Origin of the sequence: Pantoea sp. UBA6567 (assembly GCF_002434165.1) — a bacterium.
Lineage (GTDB): Bacteria > Pseudomonadota > Gammaproteobacteria > Enterobacterales > Enterobacteriaceae > Pantoea > Pantoea eucrina.
On record NZ_DJJN01000001.1, the window covers coordinates 40430 to 63599 of the forward strand.

General features: G+C 58.6%; 18 protein-coding genes. 10 read left to right on the forward strand and 8 right to left on the reverse strand.

Going from position 1 to position 23170, the window contains the following annotated elements:
* Positions 1-61 precede the first annotated feature (61 nt).
* From parC to ftsP, 3 genes are all read left to right on the forward strand, one after another.
* Positions 62-2332, forward strand: a complete 2271-nt coding sequence (gene parC, locus B4M48_RS00220) for a DNA topoisomerase IV subunit A (RefSeq protein WP_039380189.1) — start codon at positions 62-64, stop codon at positions 2330-2332.
* Positions 2333-2370: 38 nt separating this feature from the next.
* On the forward strand, positions 2371-3108 hold the full coding sequence (locus tag B4M48_RS00225; RefSeq protein ID WP_039380186.1) for a 1-acylglycerol-3-phosphate O-acyltransferase: 738 nt from the start codon (positions 2371-2373) through the stop codon (positions 3106-3108).
* Positions 3109-3216: 108 nt separating this feature from the next.
* On the forward strand, positions 3217-4644 hold the full coding sequence (ftsP, locus tag B4M48_RS00230; RefSeq protein WP_071669236.1) for a cell division protein FtsP: 1428 nt from the start codon (positions 3217-3219) through the stop codon (positions 4642-4644).
* Between the two features lie 46 nt (positions 4645-4690).
* Here the strand turns inward: ftsP and dkgA are convergent, their stop codons facing one another.
* Entirely contained in the window at positions 4691-5518 is an 828-nt protein-coding gene (gene dkgA, locus B4M48_RS00235) for a 2,5-didehydrogluconate reductase DkgA (protein WP_288655724.1), read from the reverse strand.
* Positions 5519-5711: 193 nt separating this feature from the next.
* Here dkgA and B4M48_RS00240 point away from each other — a divergent pair, with 193 nt between their 5' ends.
* Positions 5712-6629 carry an AraC family transcriptional regulator gene (locus B4M48_RS00240; RefSeq protein WP_039380180.1) on the forward strand — a complete coding sequence of 306 codons (918 nt, stop codon included), beginning with the start codon at positions 5712-5714 and terminating at the stop codon, positions 6627-6629.
* Positions 6630-6632: 3 nt separating this feature from the next.
* On the opposite strand, the gene B4M48_RS00245 is transcribed toward B4M48_RS00240, so the two are convergent.
* Both B4M48_RS00245 and metC read right to left on the reverse strand, forming a co-directional pair.
* On the reverse strand, positions 6633-7295 hold the full coding sequence (locus tag B4M48_RS00245; protein WP_039380178.1) for a DedA family protein: 663 nt from the start codon (positions 7293-7295) through the stop codon (positions 6633-6635).
* 97 nt (positions 7296-7392) lie between these two features.
* Positions 7393-8583: a cystathionine beta-lyase gene (metC, locus tag B4M48_RS00250; protein WP_039380176.1), complete on the reverse strand. Its 1191-nt coding sequence runs from the start codon at positions 8581-8583 to the stop codon at positions 7393-7395.
* 246 nt (positions 8584-8829) lie between these two features.
* Here metC and exbB point away from each other — a divergent pair, with 246 nt between their 5' ends.
* The 3 genes from exbB to B4M48_RS00265 all read left to right on the forward strand — a co-directional run bounded on the left by exbB (position 8830) and on the right by B4M48_RS00265 (position 11511).
* The gene (gene exbB / locus B4M48_RS00255) at positions 8830-9558 is read left to right on the forward strand and encodes a tol-pal system-associated acyl-CoA thioesterase (protein WP_175540485.1); all 729 of its coding nucleotides are present in this window, start codon (positions 8830-8832) and stop codon (positions 9556-9558) included.
* Between the two features lie 5 nt (positions 9559-9563).
* Positions 9564-9986 carry a TonB system transport protein ExbD gene (gene exbD, locus B4M48_RS00260; protein WP_039380171.1) on the forward strand — a complete coding sequence of 141 codons (423 nt, stop codon included), beginning with the start codon at positions 9564-9566 and terminating at the stop codon, positions 9984-9986.
* A 202-nt stretch (positions 9987-10188) separates the two neighbouring features.
* A complete protein-coding gene (locus B4M48_RS00265; RefSeq protein WP_071669238.1) occupies positions 10189-11511 on the forward strand; it encodes an MFS transporter in 1323 nt (440 codons plus the stop codon).
* A 39-nt stretch (positions 11512-11550) separates the two neighbouring features.
* On the opposite strand, the gene B4M48_RS00270 is transcribed toward B4M48_RS00265, so the two are convergent.
* The 5 genes from B4M48_RS00270 to B4M48_RS00290 are packed head-to-tail and all read right to left on the reverse strand — an operon-like array spanning position 11551 to position 16749.
* Positions 11551-12513 (reverse strand): Csu type fimbrial protein, encoded by a 963-nt coding sequence (locus tag B4M48_RS00270; protein ID WP_288655725.1) that lies wholly within the window; start codon positions 12511-12513, stop codon positions 11551-11553.
* A complete protein-coding gene (locus B4M48_RS00275; RefSeq protein ID WP_394661808.1) occupies positions 12506-14938 on the reverse strand; it encodes a fimbria/pilus outer membrane usher protein in 2433 nt (810 codons plus the stop codon). The genes B4M48_RS00270 and B4M48_RS00275 overlap by 8 nt, the downstream gene beginning before the upstream one ends.
* Complete coding sequence (locus B4M48_RS00280; RefSeq protein ID WP_071669240.1) at positions 14938-15627, reverse strand: fimbrial biogenesis chaperone; 690 nt, start codon at positions 15625-15627, stop codon at positions 14938-14940. Before B4M48_RS00280 ends, B4M48_RS00275 begins: the two co-directional genes overlap by 1 nt.
* Positions 15628-15649: 22 nt before the next feature.
* On the reverse strand, positions 15650-16126 hold the full coding sequence (locus B4M48_RS00285; RefSeq protein ID WP_039385638.1) for a Csu type fimbrial protein: 477 nt from the start codon (positions 16124-16126) through the stop codon (positions 15650-15652).
* Positions 16127-16179: 53 nt separating this feature from the next.
* Entirely contained in the window at positions 16180-16749 is a 570-nt protein-coding gene (locus B4M48_RS00290) for a spore coat protein U domain-containing protein (RefSeq protein ID WP_039380159.1), read from the reverse strand.
* Positions 16750-17152: 403 nt separating this feature from the next.
* Here B4M48_RS00290 and B4M48_RS00295 point away from each other — a divergent pair, with 403 nt between their 5' ends.
* The 3 genes from B4M48_RS00295 (at position 17153) to B4M48_RS00305 (ending at position 23146) form a co-directional block, all read left to right on the forward strand.
* A complete protein-coding gene (locus tag B4M48_RS00295; protein WP_288655727.1) occupies positions 17153-19240 on the forward strand; it encodes a putative bifunctional diguanylate cyclase/phosphodiesterase in 2088 nt (695 codons plus the stop codon).
* 181 nt (positions 19241-19421) lie between these two features.
* A complete protein-coding gene (locus B4M48_RS00300; protein ID WP_071669242.1) occupies positions 19422-20024 on the forward strand; it encodes a hypothetical protein in 603 nt (200 codons plus the stop codon).
* Positions 20025-20302: 278 nt separating this feature from the next.
* Positions 20303-23146 (forward strand): sensor domain-containing protein, encoded by a 2844-nt coding sequence (locus B4M48_RS00305; protein WP_288655728.1) that lies wholly within the window; start codon positions 20303-20305, stop codon positions 23144-23146.
* The last annotated feature ends 24 nt before the right edge of the window (positions 23147-23170 follow it).

Here is a 23170-nt window from a genome sequence, read left to right on the forward strand (position 1 = left end):
AAGGTACTATCCTCGCCAAATGACCCGCCGGTGCGGGCCACGAAGTGAGGATGCAAACGTAATGAGCGAAATGACGCAGGATGGTGCAGAGCGTCTTGCCCTGCACAAGTTTACCGAAAAAGCGTACCTGGACTACTCCATGTATGTGATTATGGATCGCGCGCTGCCCTATATCGGTGACGGTCTGAAGCCGGTGCAGCGCCGTATCGTCTACGCCATGTCAGAGCTGGGCCTGAGCGCCAGCGCCAAATTTAAGAAGTCAGCGCGCACCGTCGGTGACGTGCTGGGCAAATATCATCCGCATGGCGACAGCGCCTGTTACGAAGCGATGGTATTAATGGCGCAGCCGTTCTCCTATCGTTATCCGCTGGTTGATGGTCAGGGTAACTGGGGCGCACCGGACGATCCCAAATCTTTTGCCGCGATGCGCTATACCGAATCGCGCCTCTCTAAATATGCGGAAGTGCTGCTCAGCGAGCTGGGCCAGGGCACGGTTGATTACACCCCGAATTTTGACGGCACGCTGCAGGAACCCAAAATGCTGCCGGCGCGGCTGCCCAACATTCTGCTTAACGGCACCACCGGTATCGCCGTCGGCATGGCAACGGATATCCCGCCGCACAATCTGCGCGAAGTGGCTGAAGCCGCGGTGCGGCTGATCGACAAACCCAAAACCACGCTGGATGAGCTGCTGGATATTGTGCAGGGTCCTGACTATCCGACGGAAGCAGAGATCATCACGCCGCGTGAAGAGATCCGCAAGATCTACCAGAGCGGGCGTGGATCGGTACGTCAGCGCGCCGTCTGGAAAAAAGAAGAGGGTGAGGCAGTGATCACTGCGCTGCCGCATCAGGTCTCCGGCGCGCGCGTGCTGGAGCAGATCGCCGCCCAGATGCGTAACAAAAAACTGCCGATGATTGAGGATCTGCGCGACGAATCCGATCACGAAAACCCGACGCGGCTGGTGATTGTGCCGCGTTCTAACCGCGTCGATCTCGATCAGGTCATGCACCATCTCTTCGCCACCACCGATCTGGAGAAGAGCTACCGCGTTAACCTGAACATGATTGGTCTGGATAACCGTCCGGCAGTGAAAAACCTGCTGGAGATCCTCTCTGAATGGCTGGTCTACCGGCGCGATACGGTCACGCGCCGTCTGAATTACCGGCTGGAGCGCGTGCTGCGCCGCCTGCATATCCTTGAGGGGCTGCTGGTCGCGTTTCTGAACATTGATGATGTGATCCACATTATCCGCAGTGAAGATGAACCCAAAGCGGTCCTGATGTCGCGCTTTGCAATCAGCGAAACGCAGGCCGAAGCGATTCTGGAGCTGAAGCTGCGTCATCTTGCGAAACTCGAAGAGATGAAGATCCGCGGCGAGCAGGCCGAACTGGAGAAAGAGCGCGATCAGCTGCAGGCCACGCTGGCGTCTGAGCGGAAAATGAACAGCCTGCTGAAGAAAGAGCTGCAGGCTGACAGCCAGGCATACGGCGACGAGCGCCGCTCGCCGCTGCACGAGCGTGAAGAGGCGAAAGCGCTGAGTGAAAATGAGCTGGTGAGCGCTGAGCCGGTGACCATTGTGCTGTCGCAGATGGGCTGGGTGCGCAGCGCCAAAGGGCACGATATCGACCCTGCCGGCCTGAGCTATAAAGCGGGAGACAGCTATCGGGCGGCGGCGCGCGGCAAGAGCAATCAGCCGGTGGCATTTATTGACTCCACCGGCCGCAGCTATACGCTCGATCCCACCTCGCTGCCGTCGGCGCGCGGGCAGGGGGAACCGCTGACCGGCAAGCTGACGCTTCCGCCGGGCGCAGTGATGGAGCAGGTGCTGATGGAAGCGGACGATCAGAAGCTGCTGATGGCCTCTGATGCCGGCTATGGCTTTATCTGTACCTTTGCCGATCTGGTATCGCGCAACCGCGCCGGTAAAGCGCTGCTGACGCTGCCGGAGAATGCGCGCGTCATGACGCCGCTGGCGGTCAATTCCGGCGATGACATGCTGCTGGCAATCACCCAGGCGGGCAGAATGCTGATGTTCCCGGTGGCTGACCTGCCGCAAATGTCTAAAGGCAAAGGCAATAAAATTATCTCAATTCCTGCCGCAGATGCTGCCTCCGGTGCCGACCGGCTGCAGTGGCTACTGATTCTGACGCCGGGCAGCACTCTTACCCTCTATGTGGGTAAACGTAAGCTGATCCTGCGCGATGAAGATCTGCAGAAAGTGCGTGCCGATCGCGGCCGTCGCGGCAGCGTATCACGCGGCCTGCAGCGTATTGACAGCGTTGAAGTCAACGCGCCGGCACGCCCTAAGCGTGACGCAAGTGCAGAGTAATCAGGTTATCTGCGAAGGAGTATTTTTTTGAGGACGCTATGTTACTAATTTTACGCGCGATAATTATTATCATCTATTCCGTACTGGTCTGTGTCTTCGGCAGCATCTGGTGCCTGTTTTCGCCGCGCAACCCGCGCCATGTCGCGACGTTTGGCCATCTTTTTGGCCGGCTCTCCGGAGTGCTGGGCGTTAAAGTTGAGCTGCGTAAGCCTCCTGAGGCGGCGAATTACGGTAATGCTATCTATATTGCAAACCATCAGAACAACTATGACATGATCACGGCGGCGAAAATCGTACAGCCGACCACCGTTACCGTGGGCAAAAAGAGCCTGTTGTGGATCCCGTTTTTCGGGCAGCTCTACTGGCTGACAGGCAACCTGCTGATCGATCGCGACAACCGGGCGAAAGCGCACGGCACTATCGGAGAGATTGTCGGGCAATTTAAAAAGAAGCGTATCTCATTCTGGATGTTCCCGGAAGGCACGCGCAGCCGCGGACGTGGCCTGCTGCCGTTTAAGACCGGCGCGTTTCACGCTGCCGTCGCCGCTGGCGTACCCATTATCCCGATCGTCGTCTCCAATACGCATGGCAAAATTAATATGAATCGCTGGAAGAATGGCCTGGTGATTGTAGAGATGCTGCCACCGGTCGATACCGCACAGTTTGAGACCACCTCTGTGCGTAAGCTGGCGACCCACTGCCGTGAAATAATGTCTGCTAAGCTGGAAGAGTTAAACGCAGAAGTCGCTGAACGCGAAAAAAACGGTAAAATCTGAGCCCTATCCGGGGGTGGTGGATGCCACCCCCGTGCACCACAGCAAAATTAACAACAACAACAACATGGACACGGCGTTTTACGCCCCGCTCAAAAGGTCTGAAGTTTTATGTCTTGCAGCAGACGTCACTTTATTCAGCTTTCTGCCGGCGTTGCGCTGGCCTCCCCGGCACTGACTTTTTCAGCCCGCGCCGCTACTCCGGCTGGCGATGTCCCGCTGCCGGTCCCGCCGCTGATTGAATCCCGCCGCGGACAGCCGCTGTTTCTGACGCTGCAGCGCAGCCACTGGTCGTTTACGGGCAGCGGCAGCAAAGTTCCGGTCTGGGGCATTAACGGCCTCTATCTGGGGCCGACGGTGCGGGTTTACAGCGGTGATGACGTTAAGCTTATCTACAGCAACCGGCTTAATGAGCCGGTGGCGATGACGGTCAGCGGCCTGCAGGTGCCGGGCGCGCTGATGGGCGGGGCGCCGCGCATGATGTCAGCGGGTGCTGACTGGTCGCCGGTGCTGCCCATTCGGCAGGGGGCGGCGACGCTGTGGTATCACGCCAGCACGCCGAATCATATGGCCCCGCACGTCTATAACGGCCTGGCGGGAATGTGGCTGATTGAAGATGAGGTCAGCAAATCGCTGCCGCTGCCTAAGCACTACGGCGTGGATGATTTTCCACTGGTGATTCAGGATAAGCGCCTCGATAACTTCGCCACCCCGGTCTATAACCCGCCATCAGAGGGCGGGTTTCTCGGTGATACGCTGCTGGTTAACGGCGTGCAGAATCCCTATGTGGATGTTTCCCGCGGCTGGGTGCGCCTGCGCCTGCTGAACGCCGCCAATGCGCGCCGCTTTGACCTGCGTTTTTCAGACGGTCGCCCTTTTACCGTTATTGCCAGCGATCAGGGGTTCCTGCCTTCGCCGGTCGCGGTGCAGACGCTCTCTCTGGCGCCAGGCGAACGGCGTGAGGTGCTGGTGGATATGTCGCAGGGGGATGAAGTGTCAATCACGGCGGGCACGGCGGCAGGGATTATGGATCGCCTGCGCGGCCTGTTTGAACCCTCATCCATTCTGACCAACACGCTGGTGCTGACGCTGCGCCCGACCGGGCTGCTGCCGCTGGTCACCGATAACCTGCCGATGCGACTGCTGGCCGATCAGATCCTCGACGGCGTGGCGGTGCGGACGCGCGAATTTCGTATTGGCGACAGCGTACCGGGCATTAACGGCGCGCTGTGGGATATGAACCGCATCGATACCACAACGCAGCAGGGAACGTTTGAGCGCTGGATTATTCACGCCGATCGCCCGCAGTCGCTGCATATTCAGGGCGTCATGTTCCTTATCAAAAGCGTCAACGGCGCGCAGTCGATGGGCGAAGATCGCGGCTGGAAAGATACCGTCTGGGTTGACGGCAGTGTGGAACTGCTGGTGAGTTTTCCGCAAAGCGCCAGCGATCACTTCCCGTTTGTCTATTATAGCCAGACGCTGGAACTGGCCGATCGCGGTACGGCAGGGCAGATGGTCGTCAATCCGCTCTCCTGAAGAAGAAAAAGGCCGCCGTGAGGGCGGCCGCAATTGTCGTGCTTCTCTAGCCGTTAAACGTCTCCGGGTCGGGACCCAGACGCTGGCCCTTATCCAGTTTGGTGATTTCACTGATCTCACTTTTCTCCAGCCGGAAATCGAAGACGTTAAAGTTCTCCTCAATGCGTGCCGGCGTCACGGATTTCGGGATCACCACCAGGCCGCTGTCGAGATGCCAGCGGATCACAATCTGCGCCGCGCTCTTGCCATACTTTTTCGCCAGCGTGCGGATAATCGCCTGATCGAACACGCCTTCGCCGCCCTGCGCCAGCGGGCTCCAGGACTCAGTCTGAATCTGATGCAGTGCGTTCCAGGCGTGCAGCGTACGCTGCTGCAGCATCGGATGTAGCTCAATCTGATTCACGACGGGCGTCACGCCGGTTTCATCAATCAGGCGTTTCAGGTGGGCCTCATGGAAGTTGCAGACGCCGATGCTTTTGGTCAGACCCTGCTGCTGCAGCTCAATCATCTTCTCCCATGCCGCAACGTAGTGATCTTTTTCCGGGCAGGGCCAGTGCATCAGGTAGAGATCAACGCTGTCGAGCTGCAGTTTCTCCAGGCTGCTCTCCATCGCCTGCTGCACATTTTGCTGGTCATCATTCCACAGCTTGGTGGTGACGAAGATATCGTCGCGCGCTACCGGCGTATCCTTCAGCGCCCTGCCAATCGCCTCTTCATTTTTATAGGCGGCAGCGGTATCGATAGAGCGATAACCCACTTCCAGCGCTTTCAGTACGGCGGTATGCGCCTCTTCCTGACTTGCCTGCCAGACACCGAGGCCAAGCTGCGGCATCATATTGCCGTCGCGCAGTTTGATAATAGGTTGATCTGCCATAGGGGCTCCTTTTTCATTGCGATCGCTGAATGGAAAAACTGTGTGCTTAAGTCTAGACAACAAACGTGCAGTGCGGATCGCTCTGCCAGAGCGGACTCTGACCCTTTTCTGCAAAAATCTTGCCTGATCCTCCAGGGGAGTAGAGCTTTGTGCAGCGTTGCGGCACACTGAATTTTTTATCCGGAAAGCCGCCATGTCCCATGACGCCCTGTGTCGCCAGCTTGCCCGCCGGGTCGTCGCGCTAATGTGCGACCCGCAAAAACCGCACTGTGCAGTGAAAAATGTCCGGCTCATTTACGCCAGCGAAACGCTGCCGCGGACGCCGATGATGTATCAGCCCGGCATTGTGATCCTGTTTCAGGGACGCAAAACCGGCTATCTCGGCAGCACGGTCTTTCACTATGACGCCAGTAAATATCTGATGCTGACGGTGCCGCTGCCGGTTGAGTGCGAAACGGAAGCCACGCCCGATGCGCCGCTGGCGGGCATGTGTCTGAGCGTGGATACCGCTTCGCTGCAGGATCTGCTGCTGGATATCGGTGACGATGAGCAGTTTCAGCCCGCGGTGCAGACCTCGGGTATTCATTCTGCCTGGCTGAGCGAAGAGATGCTGTGTGCCGCAGAGCGGCTGCTGGATGTGATGAGCCATCCGCGCGATGCACGGGTGCTTGGCCCGCAGCTGGTACGGGAAATCCTTTATTATGTGCTCACCGGTCCGATTGGCGGGGCGCTGCTGTCGCTGGTTAACCGGCAGACGCAGTTCAGTCAGATTGCGCGCGCGCTGCGGCGGATAGAAACGCACTTTGCCGGCAGCCTGAGCGTTGAGACGCTGGCGGCCGAGGTCAACATGAGCGTGTCCGCTTTTCACCACAACTTTAAGGCGGTAACGCAGACGTCCCCGCTGCAGTACCTCAAACGCTATCGTCTGCATCAGGCGCGGCTGATGATGCTGCAGGATGGCGTAAAGGCGAGTACAGCCGCGCTGCGGGTAGGGTATGAGAGTCCGTCACAGTTTTCCCGGGAGTTCAAACGGCTGTTTGGCACAACGCCGGGTGAAGAGGTCAGCCGCGCGCGTCAAACGGTGCAGACGCTGCCGTTTGACGCGGCGTGATAATTAAGAGGTTTTCTGACGGCGTTTTTTCCAGATCACCACAATGCTGCCGGCCAGCCCGGTAAACAGCAGCACCAGCGGCAGGATCATCAGAATAGCCATAACCTGATCTTCATGCCGCTTGATAAACGGCACCTGGCTGATGCCGTAGCCCATCGTAACGACAATGCCGACCCACAACACGCCGCTTAACCAGTTAAACAGCTGAAAACGGCTGTTACGCAGTCCGGAGATACCCGCCATGGTAGGCAGCAGCGTGCGCACAAACGCCAGGAAACGGCCCACCAGCAGCGCCATCAGGCCGTGGCGGTTAAACAGATGCCAGGCGCGCTGATGGTACTGCGCGGGCAGATGCATCAGCCAGCTTTTAACCAGCTTTGTATTGCCCAGCCAGCGCCCCTGCAGATAGCTCAGCCAGCAGCCGAGGCTGGCGGCAGTGGTCAGGATCACCATGGTCGGCACAAAGTCCATTACGCCTTTAGCAATCATGGCGCCCGCCAGCAGCAGCAGGCTGTCACCCGGCAGAAACGACGCCGGCAGCAAGCCATTTTCCAGAAACAGCGTCAGAAACATCACGCCGTAGACGATCCATACGACATCCGGATTGGCCAGCGCAGCAAAATCCTGATGCCAGAGCGCCTGGACAATCTCATGTAAAACACCCATCTGCTATCCCGTCGAGTTACAAGGCTTTTATAGTAGCCCTCCGCAGCCGCCGGCGCGTTGATCTGACACGGCGAGCCACGGATGGTTGAAGGTTGGTTTAATTCGTTAAGCGGTCAAAACCCGCCTGCAGATCGGCCAGCAGGTCGCTGACGTGCTCCAGACCGATATGCAGACGTATCAGCGTGCCCGTAAAGTCGACGCCGCCTGCCGGGCGAATCGCCGCCAGCTCTTCGGGCTGGCTGGCCAGAATCAGCGACTCATAACCGCCCCACGAATAGGCCATGCTGAAATGATGGAAGCGATCGAGATAATTTGCCAGCTGCTGCGCATCCAGCCGCTCATGCAGCACAAATGAAAACAGGCCGCTGCTGCCGCTGAAGTCGCGCTGCCAGAAACGGTGTCCCGGGCTCTGCGCCAGCGCCGGATGATTGACCCGCGCCACTTCAGGCCGGCCAGTCAGCCACTCCGCCACCTGCAGCGCGCTCTCTTCGTGCTGGCGCAGGCGGGTGCCTAAGGTGCGCAGACCGCGGCTCGCCATATAGGCCGTATCCGCATCGACCATCTGCCCCATCAGGTAAGAGTTCTCACGCAGCTGCGGCCAGCAGCGGGCGTTGGCCACCGCGGTGCCAATCATGGCGTCGCTGTGACCAATGATATATTTGGTGCCAGCCTGGATAGAGATATCAATCCCGAACGACAGCGCGTTAAACAGCACGCCCGCCGCCCAGGTGTTGTCCAGCATGATAATCGCCTCGGGCGCTTTGGCACGTACGGCGGCAACAATCGCCGGGATATCCTGCACTTCCATCGTCACCGACGCCGGCGACTCAAGAAACACCACGCGGGTATTGGGCTGCACCAGTTCACCGATCTCACTGCCAGTGCAGTGATTAAACCAGGTGGTGGTGACCTGCATTTTGGTGAGGATTTTGCTGCAGAAATCCTGCGTCGGTTCGTAGACCGCTCCGCTCATCAGCACGTGATCGCCCGCTTCAACAAACGCCAGAATGGCGTTGGCAACGGCGGCTGCGCCGCAGGGATAGAGTGCACAGCCTGCGCCACCTTCCAGTTCGCTCATCGCATCCTGCAGCGAAAAGTGCGTAAGCGTGCCGCGACGGCCATAAAAGAGTTCGCCTTCAGCCCGCCCGGCGGTGGCGCGTTGTTTATCCGCGACGGTATCAAAAACCAGGGATGAGGCGCGCTGTATTACGCTGTTCACCGCGCCCTGCGTATAACGTTTATTACGTCCTGCGCTCACCAGCGCGGTATCCAGTTTTTTCGTAGCCATCACTGCCTGTCCTGACCCATCTTACAAAGCATTCACGTTACCACGAATCAGGGGAGGGGTTGAGCCTGTTTACCGATTATCAGAGTGGCACCAGCCCGGTGGCGAAGGCACAGCAGCAGCAGGCGCTGCTTTGTAAATAGTAATGAGAACGACTATCACTTAGATCCTTTTTTTTGCTATGATCGTCTCTTCAGTCGTGAACTCTACAACAGAATCTGGAGATGCAGCGTGGTAGCCAGTGATTTAATGCAGACAGACCTCTCCGTCTGGGGGATGTACCAGCATGCCGACATCGTGGTTAAAATTGTCATGATTGGCCTGTTACTGGCATCCGTCGTGACCTGGGCCATCTTTTTTGGCAAATATGCTGAACTGAGCGCCGCGAAACGTCGCCTGAAAAAAGAGCAGCAGGCGCTGGGCGCAGCACGCTCGCTGGCTGACGCTTACCGTACGGCAGAGAGCTTTAAAGCCAGCAGTCACAGTGCTGTACTGCTGGCCGATGCGCGCGAGGAGCTGACGCTGTCAGCGGGCACAGACGATCTGGCGGGCATCAAGGATCGCACCAGTTTTCGCCTTGAGCGTCGGGTAGGGGCGTTCGGTCGTCATGCCGGGCGCGGCAATGGTTTTCTGGCAACCATCGGTTCCGTGGCGCCTTTTATCGGCCTGTTCGGTACCGTATGGGGCATTATGAATAGCTTTATCGGCATCGCTAAAACGCAGACTACCAATCTTGCCGTGGTCGCGCCTGGCATTGCTGAAGCGCTGCTGGCGACAGCAGTCGGCCTGGTTGCCGCTATTCCTGCCGTGGTTATTTACAACGTTTTTGCGCGCATGATTGCCAGTTATAAAGCGTCGCTGGGTGATGTCGCAGCCCAGGTGCTGCTGCTGCAAAGCCGCGATCTCGATCTCGGCACAGCGCACGTCGCGGCGGAAACCAGCCGTCCGGCCGCTACGCATAAGCTGCGCGCAGGATAATCATTATGGCGATGCGTTTAAACGATGAGGCCGCTGGCGACAGCGAAATGCATGAGATTAACGTCACGCCGTTTATCGACGTTATGCTGGTGCTGCTGATTATCTTTATGGTGGCGGCACCGCTGGCAACGGTAGATGTACGCGTTAACCTGCCAGCGTCCACCAGCGCACCGCAGCCGCGCCCGGAGAAGCCGGTCTATCTCTCAATCAAAGCGGATAAGCAGATCTATATCGGCAATGATGCGGTGACGAAAGAGACGCTGGTAAACGCGCTGACTGCGCAGACCGCGGGAGATAAGCAGACCACTATCTTCTTCCAGGCCGATCAGTCAGTGGACTATGCCACGCTGATGGCGGTGATGGACCAGCTGCGCGCAGCGGGCTATCTGAAGATTGGCCTGATGGGAATGGAAACGGCCGGCAAATAGCCGGACTGTTTTGCCGAAGAGAAAGCCGCTGATAACAGCGGCTTTTTTTATATCTGCTTTCTGCAGAGCGGCTGTCAGAACCGCCCCGCATTGTTAATTTCCTGTTACCTTTTGTCAGTCTTTGTAAAGCACAATGGTGATTCAGATCACATTCATTCCTGGCTGAGCAGGCTACAACGGGTAAAAAACCAGGAAGGACAGTATGAGCAGCCAGTTATCTCTGCAAAAACCTGCGCGCAGCGGGGCGAAAACCATCTTTAGCGTTACCAGCGGTAACTTCCTTGAGATGTATGATTTTATGGTCTTTGGCTACTACGCCACCGCCATCGCGAAAACCTTTTTTCCCGGCGACGATCCCTTTGCCTCTCTGATGCTGACGCTGATGACCTTCGGCGCCGGATTTCTTATGCGTCCGCTGGGCGCCATTGTGCTGGGTGCCTATATTGACCATCACGGCCGGCGCAAAGGCCTGCTGCTGACGCTGGGGCTGATGGCGATTGGCACACTGACCATTGCGCTGGTGCCGGGTTACGCCACGCTTGGCGCCGCGGCACCAATTTTGATCCTGCTCGGACGCCTGCTGCAGGGCTTCTCCGCGGGGGTAGAACTCGGCGGCGTCTCGGTCTATCTGGCAGAAGCTGCGCCCGAAGGGCGTAAAGGATTCTGGGTCAGCTGGCAGTCGGGCAGTCAGCAGGTGGCGGTGATCTTCGCCGCGCTGCTGGGACTGGGGCTGAATCATTTGCTGGCGAAAGAGGCCGTTACCGAATGGGGCTGGCGTATTCCGTTTGTGGTGGGCTGTATGATTGTGCCGTTTCTGTTCTGGATCCGCCGCATGCTGGAAGAGACAGAGGCGTTCAGCCAGCGTAAAACGCATCCCTCCATGCGTCAGATTGTGCGGTCAGTCGGACAAAACTGGGCGCTGGTGCTGGCGGGCATGCTGATGGTGGTCACCACCACCGTGATGTTCTACATGATCACCGCTTTCACGCCAACCTTTGGCAAAACGGTGCTGATGATGAGCGATAAGCAGAGCTTTCTGGTAACGCTGTTTGTCGGGATATCCAATCTGTTCTGGCTGCCGGTTATGGGGGCACTTTCCGATCGGGTCGGACGGCGACCGCTGCTGATTATCTTTACCGTGCTAATGATCCTGACGGCCTGGCCGGTGCTGCACTGGCTCACCGGTTCCGCGAGCTTTGCGCATCTGGTCGAAGCGGAGCTGTGGCTCTCTTTTCTCTATGCCAGCTACAACGGTGCCATGGTGGTCTATCTGGCAGAGATTATGCCGGCAGAGGTGCGCGCATCCGGCTTTTCCCTGGCCTACAGCCTGGCGACCGCACTGTTTGGCGGCTTTACGCCAGCCATCTCCAGCTACCTTATTCATGCCACCGGCGATAAAGCGATGCCCGGCATCTGGCTCTCATTTGCTGCCGTCTGCGGACTGGCAGGCACACTGCTGATTGGCCGGATGGTGAGACAGTATCAGCAGCGCCACGCGGTAACGCCCGCCAGCGCCTCACTCTGATGCTTTTCCGGCCGCGCCCTGCGGCCGGCTCTCTCCCCGCTAAAACGCCACGTCCACCACCACGTTATCCGTGTAGTTTCCGGCTGCCGGCGTCGCCTGCGTCGTCAGTATCCGGGCCGTGTAGGTAAAGTTGCGCGTTACCGTATCGGGATTAAGCGAGGTTGACGTTGTGCTGCTCCAGCGATCGCTGCCGGAGGGTCCCCAGCGCGAGGTCGTGGCCGCGTCTTTATAAATGTCATAGGCCAGCCGGCTGGCTCCGTTTGCCATCTGCCGCGCGGTGCCGCTGAAATTATTGCCGTTGCTCAGCCCAACGCTATAGGTGCTCCCTTTAGAGCAGACCACGCTGATGGTCTGCTGAACGGCAGAGAAGCTGCCCGCCAGCGGCGCGCTGCCAAAGTTGAGGTTCGGGGCGGTAATGGTGGTGCAGTCGTTGGTGACCACCAGCGTCACGGTCAGCGGCAGGGCGGTGCCGCTGCTGGCTTGCACGGTTCCCAGACAGATACCGGCCACGCCGGCGCTGGTACAGACGCTGTAGCTTACCGTCAGCGTCAGGGTGGTGGTGTATGTGCCTGCCGCAATCACCTGGCCCGGCACGGTGCGGAAATAGAGCGGGATAGTGAAGTTGAGGCTGTTGCCCAGCGCCAGCAGCGCCGAGGCGTTCCAGCGATAGCTGTTGCCCTGACGCAGCTCGGTGGCGCAGGCGCTGTCGACACAAAGCTGGATCGGAACGTTATCGCTGCCGCCGGTGCTCGCTTTCAGCGTGGCGCGGGTCCCGTTCAGGTAGCTGGCAGCGGTAAACGCATAGGCAATATAGTCGTTGCCCAGCAGATTAAGCGTGGCGGAGCCGCAGTTGACATTCGTATTGGCGGACGTGGGGATAACCTGGGATTGCACAGAAAAGGTGGTCTGGCTGCCAAAGCTGGCCGGCGAAGCGGAGAGCGGGCAGAGCGCATAGCTGGCGCCGGGCAGCAGCAGTGCCAGCATCAATAGTAACTTAATCATGTTGTAATCCTGCTGAGGGTGTCTGCGCCAGCGCACCGGCGCCGGGCTGCGGGAGAGGTAGCGCGCAGACCAGCGGGCCATAGGTTTTCAGCGCCTCTGGTTCGCCGCGCGCGACGCTGAACGTGGTTTCACACTGGCGGCCATCGGGCGTGATAACCTGCAGCGTATTACGCGCCTGCAAATTCTCCAGCCAGACGATGCCGTCCCAGCCGACATAGCTGCTCTCTTTACCTGCGCGCAGCACCTGACTGGCAAGCGGCAGCGGCTGACCGCGCGTGTCGTGCAAAATAACGCTGGCGGCACGCAGCGGCTCAATCGGGAAGTCGAGCAGAAAACCGCTTTTACGCTTCACGGCAATGCGCTGCTCAACCCGGGATGCGGCGACGCTGGCAGGCAGATCCAGCGTATCGATATCATATTTTGCGCCGTAGTAGCTGCTGACCGCCGGGACCAGCAGATAGCCCTGGCCGTCAGTTTTCCCCATCGCCTGGTTCTCGTAGCGCACGGTCACGCCGGGATAGCGGGTTTTCACCAGCACAAAGGCGTCGTTGATATCATTAGCAGCAAAGAGGCGGTTATCCATCAGCACCAGCGCGCCAGAGAGATCTGCCCATTGCGTTGTATTGTCATCATCGCCCCAGAATCCGGCTGACGTATCGATCCGGTTATTGCGATAGCGCAGGCTGCCCTGACGATAATCGCCGCTGTCGCCCCCCTGGCGTGCCCAGGAGGCGTCCCAGGCGATTCCCCCCTCAGTGGGCATTGCCCGCGAGGCATACAGCCGCTGGTTACTGCGCCCCTGGCGATCGCGCTCCACGCTCACAGACGCGCTGCTCTGTTCACCAAACGGGATCACCAGTGAAATCGCCCCGTCCCAGCTACCGAGATCGCGATCGCGGCTGGCTGAGATATAGAGACTGCTGTTGCCCCACAAATTTTTGCTCCAGGTCAGGTTCCACAGACGCGTGCGCTCACCGTAGCCGCCGCTGATATCGAGATAAGCGAGTCCCAGACTGCCGTAGTCGCTGAGCGACAGGCTGGCCGTATATTGTGCGCTGCGACGCGCGAGTGAATAGCGGCTGTCGGCGCTTTCACTGCGGCTGCCGATCAGCGCCAGATTACTGAACGTGGTATCGCGCAGAATGTGCTGGGTGCCAAGGCTGAACCAGCTGTTGTTATATTGATATCCCCAGCTGTACTGCGTGCCGCTCTGGCTCTGCGCGTCGCTCTGCGCCACCGCCGCGTTGATGACGCCCAGGCTTCCCGCTTTCAGCAGGCCGCCCGCACCGCCCATGACAACGTCATCACTGCCTTCAGCGTGCGACTCCAGCGTCAGCCAGTCGCTGATACCGTAGCGATAGGAGCCACTGGCAGCGGCAGCGCCGTAGTCGGCACTCTTCACACCATAATTTTGCCGGACAGCGCCGGCAGAGAAGGCGTAATCAGACAGGCCACTTTTTAACAGGCTGGCCGACACGTAAAAGGGCAGCGTGGTGGTGACCTGACGCCCCAGCGCATCGGTGGTGGTGATCACCGCATCCCCGGCACCATTGACAAAGGGGATGTTGGTCAGCGACCACGGACCGGGCTGCACCGCCGTTTGCGCACTGCGATAGCCGTTAATAAACAGATCGACCGAGGAGGGCACCGCCGCCTGGCCGCTGAAGGCAGGCAGCGGATAAGTTACTAAATCGGGACGCACGCTGAAATCACGCGCTATCTGCACCCCGCCCAGCCGCACGCTGTTGCTCCAGCTCAGGGCGTCAGTGATAAGGTCGCCCACCCGCCAGCTGAGCGCGGCGTCTTCATTCTCATTGCTGAACCAGGTGTCGTAACGCAGATATCCCTCCTGCTGACCGCTGAGCGATCCATTCAGCTGCTGCGTATAGACGCCGTTAGAGGAGAACTGTCCTGTCGGGCCGAACAGCCGTAACTCATTCCACGAGGAGAGGCGTGAGCCGGCCCGGTCGGTGTGGGTCAGATAAACGTCGTAATTCAGCAGCGCCCCGTTGCTGGCGCGCGCCGGAAAGCGGGGACGCTGCTCAGCCTGCCCGAGCCGCTGCGCCGGCAGCCAGGCCGGCGGCACCGTCAGCAGCAGCCGCTGCCGGGTTTCATCATAGGTGACATCCGCGCCAGGCAGCTGCCGAAGATCGACCCGCTCATCCGGCAGCTTTTCCGCCGCCACGCCCGCCTGCAGCAGATCGCTGCGGCGCAGCCAGAAATGATCCTGCTGATGTTCAACGGCAACAATATCGCCGCGCGCGCGCTGATTGATAATTAACTCCAGCATCAGCTGCTGCCCCTGTGCGCTGCTTTCCAGCGCGGGCGGAGGCGGCAGCGCAGACCAGCTCTCCGCACGCCCGTGCGCGGGCAGGATCATCAGTACGCTGCCCAGCAGCAGATAACGCGAGGGCGCAGGCGTCATTAGCGTGCGGCAGTACTGCGCCAGGCGCGGTTGTTGACATCGGCTGCCAGCTCTCCGCGCAGAGGCTGGCTGACCGGCCAGCGCTGGCTGCTGTGTGCCAGCACATAGCCAAACAGGCCGTTGCCCAGGGCGGCTCCGCCGGCGCGGACATTGCTCAGGCGCGCATGGCCGCTGCCGCTGTTGGTCAGCTCCAGCCAGCGCCTGCCGCCGCTGCTGACTTCGCGCCAGCTCAGCACCGCTTTCGCGCTGTCGCGCGTCAGACCGCTGCCGTAGACAAACAGCGGAACGGAATAGCGCATCTGAAAGTTAAGCCCGGCCTGATTATCACCGGGCTTACGCGGCGACGGGATCTCATCAAGTACCACGCGATAGGCGCTCTCCTGACCGGCAGGAGGCGGCGTCTGTTTGATCAGGCGCACCAGCTGTTTTTGCCCCGGCTCCAGCCGCACCATAGGCGGACTGGCGGCGACCTGCTGCTGCGTCTGATACTGCTCCTGGCCCTCGCGCTGCTGCCAGGCAAAAATGCGTACCTGCATAATGGTGCTGCTGCTGCCGCGGTTCTCCAGCCAGAGCTCGCTGGCTTTATCTTCAGAGGCTATGGCGGGGTCAATGGGCCAGATCATCAGCGAGTTGGCGGCCCGGACTGAGGGGATGATTAACAGCAAAAGCAGCGCGCACAGGTTTCTCATGGTTCATCCTTTTTTTTCAGCATCACCAGCTCAGGGTGACGGTCAGCGTGTCGGTATAGGTTCCGGCTTGCGCGGTGCCAGGCAGCGTCAGCTGACCATAAACAGGCAGCGTAATCGTATTCGCATTGCTATAGTTCAGCGCTATAGCGCTGTTAATGGGTATAGGCGCAGTCAGCGCAGCGTTACTGAAGAGCCGGTAGGCAACGGTATTGCTGCTGCTGGTGTGTTTGAGATTGCGGACAGAGGTGTAGTTAGCGCCGCCGTCAATACTCATGCTGACGGCGGTGCCTGGCGTGCAGGCCAGGTTCAGCGTTGTGCTCTGCAGGTAGCTTGCGCTGAAGTTTCCCGTAGCCACGCCGGAGTGCGAGCCAAAGTTGAGCGTACCAAACACGCCCGTATTGCTGCCCGACACCACGCAGCCCGCCACGATGGACGCAGCGACCTGAAAGTTTGCCACAGGCAGCGCATCTGCCGGCAGGCAGGCGAAGGCTGCTATCAGCCCCGCCGCCCGCCAGAGAGAGAGGGATAGCCTCACTGCGCGCGCACCCGTGCTCAGTAATTCACCGCCACGTTTATGGTGTCGGTATAGGTACCCGCCGGGATAAGCGGGTTGAAGCCGCCGCCGACGACCCGACCATAGATGGCATAGTTGGTGCCCAGCGTCGGATCGGTGGTGCCGCTGGCGGCAATGTTGGTGTTGTTCGCTATCGCGGTGGTAAAGGCGGCGTCGCTGTAGAGGGTATAGGCGATGCCCCGCGTATTATCCGAGCCCAGAATGAGGTAGCGCGGCTGGCCGCTGACGGTGCCGTAAATCGTGCCCGGCGCGCCGTTGCTGCTGGTGACCTGTACATTAAAGGTCTGTCCGGTTGTGCAGCGCACATAGATACCGCTGCCGGCCGCGCCCACCAGCGTGGCATTCAGCGTATCAAAGGTAGCTGCGCTGCTGCCAAAGTTCAGGGTACCGAAATTGACGCCGGTGGTGGCTGACTGACCGTTGACCAGGCAACCGGTCGTCAGCGTGAGCGTGGCGTTGATCGCCCCGGTAGTGGTGGCTGCCAGGGCCGTTACGGACGTCAATCCTGTGTACAGGCCTGCGGTCATAAGAAAAAGCTTGAGTTTCATAATCATTCCTTACTGATTATCCGGAGTCGATGCTTTTCCACCTGGCCTGTTAATAAAAAACGAACCCGTAAAATGCCGCTGGCAAAGAGAATTAAGGCGATATATGGCGCTTCCCCCAGATTAGCACTGAGGTTGCTTTATGATTTACATCAGTTTTATTTACTATAGTTCAGCCTGGTAGTACGTCTAATCTCTGACACGCTTTTTCTACTCATTATTTTTGCCCGCAGGCCGATAATAGAGTCATAACAGTGGCTGGCCTTGCTGCCAGCCTGCTGTCGTCTGGCGCGGGAAGAGGGCTGGATTTCTGCCTCGTTCAGGAAGGGCGATAGCGGTTCAAAAGCTGCAGGGATGCCGTTTACACGACTTTATAGCTGGAAACAGCGTTAATCCGGACTTCCCTATGCTGGTAACGTCATACGACTCATTCACGGTTATCGTTTCAATTATTGTCGCCATGCTCGCCTCCTTTACTGCGCTGGATATGGCAGGCCGGGTCGCCTCCTCGTCAGGTCGCGTCGCGCTCATCTGGCTGCTGGGGGGCGGTTTTGCCATGGGCGTAGGAATCTGGGCGATGCATTTCATCGGCATGCTCTCCATGAATCTCGATATGGAGATGAGCTATGATCCGGTGCTCACTGCAGCCTCCATGCTGGTTGCTATTCTCGCCTCGATTTTTGCCCTGCGGCTGGTCTGCGTGGGAGAGCTGCCGTGGCGGCGACTGGCTGGCGGCGCGCTGGTGCTGGGGTCGGGCGTAGTGGCTATGCACTATACCGGCATGGCGGCGCTGATGTTTATGCCGGGTATTATCTGGAACCGGGGCTGGATCGCCGTCTCGGTGCTGATTGCGCTGCTCGCATCAGGGGCTGCGCTCTGGCTGGCCTTTCACCTGCGGCACAGCTATGGCCGGGTAACGCTGCTGCGTTTTGGCGCCTCGGTTGTTATGGGGTGTGCCATTGCCGGCATGCACTACACCGGTATGGCGGCGGCCGGATTTCCGGCGAGCAGCCACATCACACATCACGGGGTAAACAGCGACTGGCTGGCGATGATTGTCACCGTGGTGACGCTGGCGATACTCGGCATTACGCTGCTGGTCTCTATGCTGGATGCGCGTATGCAGGCGCGCACGTCAATTCTGGCGCACTCGCTGGCAGAGGCGAACCGTGAACTGGCCCAGCTGGCGCTGCATGACAACCTGACCCGGCTGCCCAACCGTATTTTACTGGAGGATCGGCTCGATCAGGCGATCAACAAAGCCAATCGCGAGAAGTCGCAGTTTGCACTGATGTTTATGGATCTTGATGGTTTTAAAGCGGTTAACGATGCGTTCGGGCACCATATCGGCGACAAACTGCTGGTGAGCGTAACGGAACGTATGATGAGCCAGATGCAGGGGCACTATACGCTGGCGCGAATGGGCGGAGATGAGTTTGTGCTGCTGCTGGAGATTGACGATCCCAATGACGCCGCCTCAGTGGCCGATATGCTGGTGAAGGCCGTTGACCGGCCGTTTGCCATATCGCGTTATGAGCTGGTGGTCTCTTTAAGTATCGGGATTGCCGTCTATCCTGGCGACGGCAGAGATGAGCGCGAGCTGATGTTTAACGCTGATGCCGCGATGTACCACACCAAACACAATGGCCGCAACGGTTACACCTTCTTCCAGCCCTCAATGAATATTCTGGCGCAGTCGCAGCTGCAGCTTAACAACGATCTGTGGCAGGCGCTGGATAACCATGAACTGCGGCTGTTTTACCAGCCGAAGTATTGCGCCCCCGGCGGGCCGATTCTCGGTTTTGAAGCGCTACTGCGCTGGCAGCACCCGCAGCGCGGTCTGCTTACGCCTGATCTGTTTCTGCCGGGCGCAGAAAAAACCGGTTTAATCATAAATATAGGTAACTGGGTGATCAACGAAGCGTGCCGCCAGCTGCACTGCTGGCATCAGGAGGGGCATACCGCCTGGTCAGTTGCGGTGAACCTCTCTGCGCTGCAGTTTGAGCAGTCGGGGCTGATTACCACCGTAACGCAGGCGCTGAAAACGCATCAGATCCCGGCAGAGCAGCTGACGCTGGAGGTAACTGAGACCACGGCGATGCGCGATCCGGAAGAGAGCGTGCGTATCCTGACTGAACTCACCAGCATGGGGGTAAAGGCGTCGATTGATGACTTCGGAACCGGCTACTCCAGCCTGCTCTATCTGAAGCGGCTGCCCGCCAGTGAACTGAAGATCGACCGCGCGTTTGTGAATGAGCTGCAGGCAAATTCCGAGGACGCCACTATCGTCTCCGCTATTGTCGCGCTGGCGCAGTCGCTGGATCTGAAAGTGGTCGCGGAAGGGGTGGAGACGCCCGATCAGCAGGCTTTTCTGACCGGCCTTGGCTGCGACACGCTGCAGGGATACCTGCTCGGCAGGCCGCTGCCACCTGAGCGCGTAAATGAACTGCCCGATTTTGTCAGCAGCCAGTGCGATCTGGATAAAACTGCCTGAGTGTGCGTCAGCAATCTCCTGGCCAGAAAGCGATCGCCATCACAAACCGGCAACGCCGGAACGAAAAATTTGGCTTAAGTTGCTAAGAGACTAATTAACAGGGATTTTTTCAGATATTGCCACATTGCATTGCCGCCTGAAATTGCCACAATTAATTAACATTATTTGTCGGAGCACGTTCATGGCGTCCTGTTCTTCCAGCCTGCTGTTATCGATGTCGTTTGCTGCCGGCACCTTTTCAGCAGGCGCCTCCTTTAACCCGCAGCATCTGCGGCTCTCTCACGCCAGCGGCGGCGTGCCGAACAGCCCGCTGCCGCTGATTATCTGGCCGCGAGTGGTGCCGGATGACACGGAAGATAGCGCACGCTGGTTTGAAACGACCTTTACCGCCAGCGGCTGGCCTGCCGCATGGCGCGCGCCGGTATTCCCTTATACCCACTATCATCCGAATACGCATGAGGTGCTGGGCGTCGGGGCGGGCTGGGCTGAGATCCTACTGGGCGGCGACAGCGGGCGTATGGTGGTGCTGCGTGAAGGTGATGCCGTGCTGATCCCGGCAGGCGTCGGGCATAAACAGGTTTACGCGTCAGACGATTTTTTCATGGTCGGCGCTTATCCGGAAGGAATGACGCCCGAAACAATACGCGATGAACCCTCGCGGCTGCGTGCAGCCAGAGAGCAAATTCAGCGCGTTCCTCTGCCCCCGCGCGACCCGCTTACCGGCGGCAAAGGGATGATGACCGACCTGTGGCTGCCGGTTATGCAGCAGCTGGCAGCCCGATAGGCCAGCGACAGCGTCTCGTCTCTCTGCCCATACCGGCTCTCTCCGGTATGCAGCTTTCCTGCATGCTCTTCCCCGACTGACCTGCCATAAATAGCAGGTAGCCACGAGGAATGATGCATTTCTCTGAACGTTTTCTCGCCACTGCCGATAACACTCCTGCCAGATTTTGTCTGAAATCGATTAGCGCTTGTCAGCGCTGCACTTTTGCGTTTAAGTCTGAAATAATTAAGAATCTTCTGAAAAGCCGATGCTGTATCAGGCCGGAACAGGCACAAAATATGAACAATAACTCTGATGTAATGTATCGGCTGCTGGTGCAGAGCGTCGTAGATTACGCCATTTACATGCTCAAACCTGACGGTACCGTTGCTAACTGGAATACCGGTGCGCAGCGCGCCAAAGGGTATACGCCAGATGAGATCGTTGGTAAAAATTTTGCGCTGTTTTATAGCGAAGAGGAGCGCAAAAACGGCGCGCCGCAGCGCGGTCTCTCTGTTGCTGCCGCAACCGGTAAGTTTGAAACCGAAGGCTGGCGCTATCGCAAAGATGGCAGCGCGTTCTGGGCTCACGTCGTGATTGACGCTATCCGGGATGAGCAGGGCGAGCTGCTGGGTTTTGCCAAAATCACCCGCGACTACACGCAGCAGCAGGCGCAGCAGCGCAGGCAGCGTGAACAGGAGCAGCGCTTTCGTTTACTGGTAGAGGGCGTAACCGACTATGCGATTTATATGCTGGATCTGGAGGGCAACGTTGAGAACTGGAATGCCGGGGCTCAGCGGACAAAAGGCTACGTGGCAGAGGAAATTGTCGGACAGCACTTCTCCCGCTTTTACAGCGCGCAGGATCGTCTGAACCATCTACCGGAAAAGAATCTTACGACCGCGTTTAAAACCGGACGTTTTGAAGATGAGGGGTGGCGCTATCGTAAAGATGGTTCCGCTTTCTGGGCGCACGTTATCATCGACGCAATTCGCGACGACGCCGGGAAACTGATTGGCTACGCAAAAATTACCCGCGACTGCACTGAACAGCAGGCGCTGCTGCGCCAGCAGCGCGAACATGAAAAAACGTTTCGGCTGCTGGTGGAGGGCGTCACCGATTACGCTATCTACATGCTGGACCTGAAGGGGCGAGTCGTTAACTGGAACGCCGGGGCGCAGCGCGCTAAAGGATATCGCGCAGATGAGATTGTGGGGCAGCACTTCTCACTCTTTTACAGCGCGCAGGAGCGCCAGCTCCATCTGCCGGATGCAAACCTCGGCATTGCGCTAAAAACCGGGCGGTTTGAAGATGAGGGATGGCGCTACCGGAAAGATGGATCGGCTTTCTGGGCGCACGTGGTAATTGACGCGATTCATGATGAGAGTGGACGCCTGATCGGATTTGCCAAAATCACGCGCGACGTGACGGAGCGGCGTGAACATGAGCAGCAGCTTCTGCGCGTGCGCGATCTGGCACAGGCGCAGAGCAGCAGAATGTCGGAGCTGTCGACCTTTCTCGACACCATCATCAGCAACATCCCCTCCTGCGTGATTGTGGAGGATGCTATCAGCCGCGAAATTCTGATGGTGAATGCCAAGGCTGAGCAGCTGTTTGGGCTGAGCCGATCGCTGCTCATGCATAAGCGTCCGCACGAGTGCATGTCTGCCGAACTGAGCGACTACTTTAATAGCCTGGCGGATATTGCGCTGCGCAGTGAAGGCATTCACGCCCGCGAGCAGCTGCTGCTGACCGCCAGCGGTGAGCGGGTTCTGCATACCCGCGCCACCACCATCACCGGCAAAGATATGCGGCAAAATTATGTCATGCTGATCGTGGAAGATGTGACTGACCAGCGCGAAGCGGATGCGCGTATTCACCATATGGCGCATCACGACAACCTGACCAGCCTGCCTAACCGCATTCTGTTCCGGCAAAAACTCAGCGAAGCGCTGCGTAACGACACGGCACAGAACCAGATCAGCGCCACGCTTTGTCTCGACCTCGATAATTTCAAAAACGTGAATGATGCGCTTGGCCACCAGATTGGTGACGATCTGCTGCGCGCGGTGGCTAAGCGGCTGCGCAGCGTGCTGCGTGAGCGTGATACGCTGGCCCGCATCGGCGGCGACGAATTTGCTATTGTGCTGCCCGATATCCACAACGCTGACGAAGCGGCCACGGTGGCGCAGCGCCTGATCGAGGCGATTCAGCCGCCCATGAATGTCGAAGGGCATAATCTTACCGTGGGCCTGAGCGTGGGGATCGCCCTGACCACCCAGGCCGTCAACACGCCGGAACATATGCTGCGCTGCGCCGATATGGCGCTCTACGAGGCGAAGCGTAACGGCCGTAACCGCTATGAGCACTTTACGCCAGAGATGGATGACCAGGCGCGCAGCCGGCGCATCATTGAAAACGATCTGCGTGATGCGATTACCGGACGGCAGCTCAGACTTTACTATCAGCCCATCACCAGCCAGAGCGGCATTATTGGTTATGAAGCGCTGATGCGCTGGCACCATCCGGTCAAAGGCTTGATCATGCCGGTGGATTTCATCCCGATTGCTGAAGAGACCGGGCTGATTCATATGCTGGGTGCCTATGCGCTGTATGAGGCGTGTCGCGAGGCGCAGAGCTGGAACACCGAACAGTCCGTTTCGGTGAATCTCTCACCGCTGCAGTTTAAAAACAGCTCGCTGGTGTCGGTGGTAGAGGGAGCGCTGAAGGAGTCAGGTCTGGCACCGCATCGGCTGGAGATGGAGATCACGGAGTCGGTGCTGCTGGACGATACGCTGGGCAATATCCGGACGCTGCAGAACCTCAAAGCGCTGGGCGTACAGATTGCGCTGGATGATTTTGGCACCGGCTACTCTTCGCTCAGCTATCTGCGCTCATTCCCGTTCGATAAGATCAAAATCGATAAATCTTTTATCAACGATATGGGCGACAGCCGCGAAGCGCTGGCGATCATCCGGGCAATAACCGGCATGAGCCGCAGCCTGGATATTCAGATCACGGCGGAAGGCGTGGAGAACAGCGAACAGTTTGCGAAGCTGCGTGAAGAGGGCTGCACGCTGTTTCAGGGGTATCTGTTTGGCCGCCCGCAACCCTCAGAGCTGCGACTGAAAGCGCTGGAGTAAGATGGCGCCATGGGTGACGACGTG

What these genes read in the sequence shown, in the direction of transcription:
- ftsP (WP_071669236.1), top strand. Translation starts at nt 3,217, where the DNA reads ATGTCTTGCAGCAGACGTCACTTTATTCAGCTTTCTGCCGGCGTTGCG.
- B4M48_RS00295 (WP_288655727.1), top strand. Translation starts at nt 17,153, where the DNA reads ATGCTGGTAACGTCATACGACTCATTCACGGTTATCGTTTCAATTATT.
- dkgA (WP_288655724.1), bottom strand. Translation starts at nt 5,518, where the DNA reads ATGGCAGATCAACCTATTATCAAACTGCGCGACGGCAATATGATGCCG.
- B4M48_RS00240 (WP_039380180.1), top strand. Translation starts at nt 5,712, where the DNA reads ATGTCCCATGACGCCCTGTGTCGCCAGCTTGCCCGCCGGGTCGTCGCG.
- B4M48_RS00280 (WP_071669240.1), bottom strand. Translation starts at nt 15,627, where the DNA reads ATGAGAAACCTGTGCGCGCTGCTTTTGCTGTTAATCATCCCCTCAGTC.
- B4M48_RS00305 (WP_288655728.1), top strand. Translation starts at nt 20,303, where the DNA reads ATGAACAATAACTCTGATGTAATGTATCGGCTGCTGGTGCAGAGCGTC.
- B4M48_RS00275 (WP_394661808.1), bottom strand. Translation starts at nt 14,938, where the DNA reads ATGACGCCTGCGCCCTCGCGTTATCTGCTGCTGGGCAGCGTACTGATG.
- B4M48_RS00290 (WP_039380159.1), bottom strand. Translation starts at nt 16,749, where the DNA reads ATGAAACTCAAGCTTTTTCTTATGACCGCAGGCCTGTACACAGGATTG.
- B4M48_RS00225 (WP_039380186.1), top strand. Translation starts at nt 2,371, where the DNA reads ATGTTACTAATTTTACGCGCGATAATTATTATCATCTATTCCGTACTG.
- metC (WP_039380176.1), bottom strand. Translation starts at nt 8,583, where the DNA reads ATGGCTACGAAAAAACTGGATACCGCGCTGGTGAGCGCAGGACGTAAT.
- exbB (WP_175540485.1), top strand. Translation starts at nt 8,830, where the DNA reads ATGCAGACAGACCTCTCCGTCTGGGGGATGTACCAGCATGCCGACATC.
- B4M48_RS00270 (WP_288655725.1), bottom strand. Translation starts at nt 12,513, where the DNA reads ATGATTAAGTTACTATTGATGCTGGCACTGCTGCTGCCCGGCGCCAGC.
- exbD (WP_039380171.1), top strand. Translation starts at nt 9,564, where the DNA reads ATGGCGATGCGTTTAAACGATGAGGCCGCTGGCGACAGCGAAATGCAT.
- B4M48_RS00300 (WP_071669242.1), top strand. Translation starts at nt 19,422, where the DNA reads ATGGCGTCCTGTTCTTCCAGCCTGCTGTTATCGATGTCGTTTGCTGCC.
- parC (WP_039380189.1), top strand. Translation starts at nt 62, where the DNA reads ATGAGCGAAATGACGCAGGATGGTGCAGAGCGTCTTGCCCTGCACAAG.
- B4M48_RS00245 (WP_039380178.1), bottom strand. Translation starts at nt 7,295, where the DNA reads ATGGGTGTTTTACATGAGATTGTCCAGGCGCTCTGGCATCAGGATTTT.
- B4M48_RS00265 (WP_071669238.1), top strand. Translation starts at nt 10,189, where the DNA reads ATGAGCAGCCAGTTATCTCTGCAAAAACCTGCGCGCAGCGGGGCGAAA.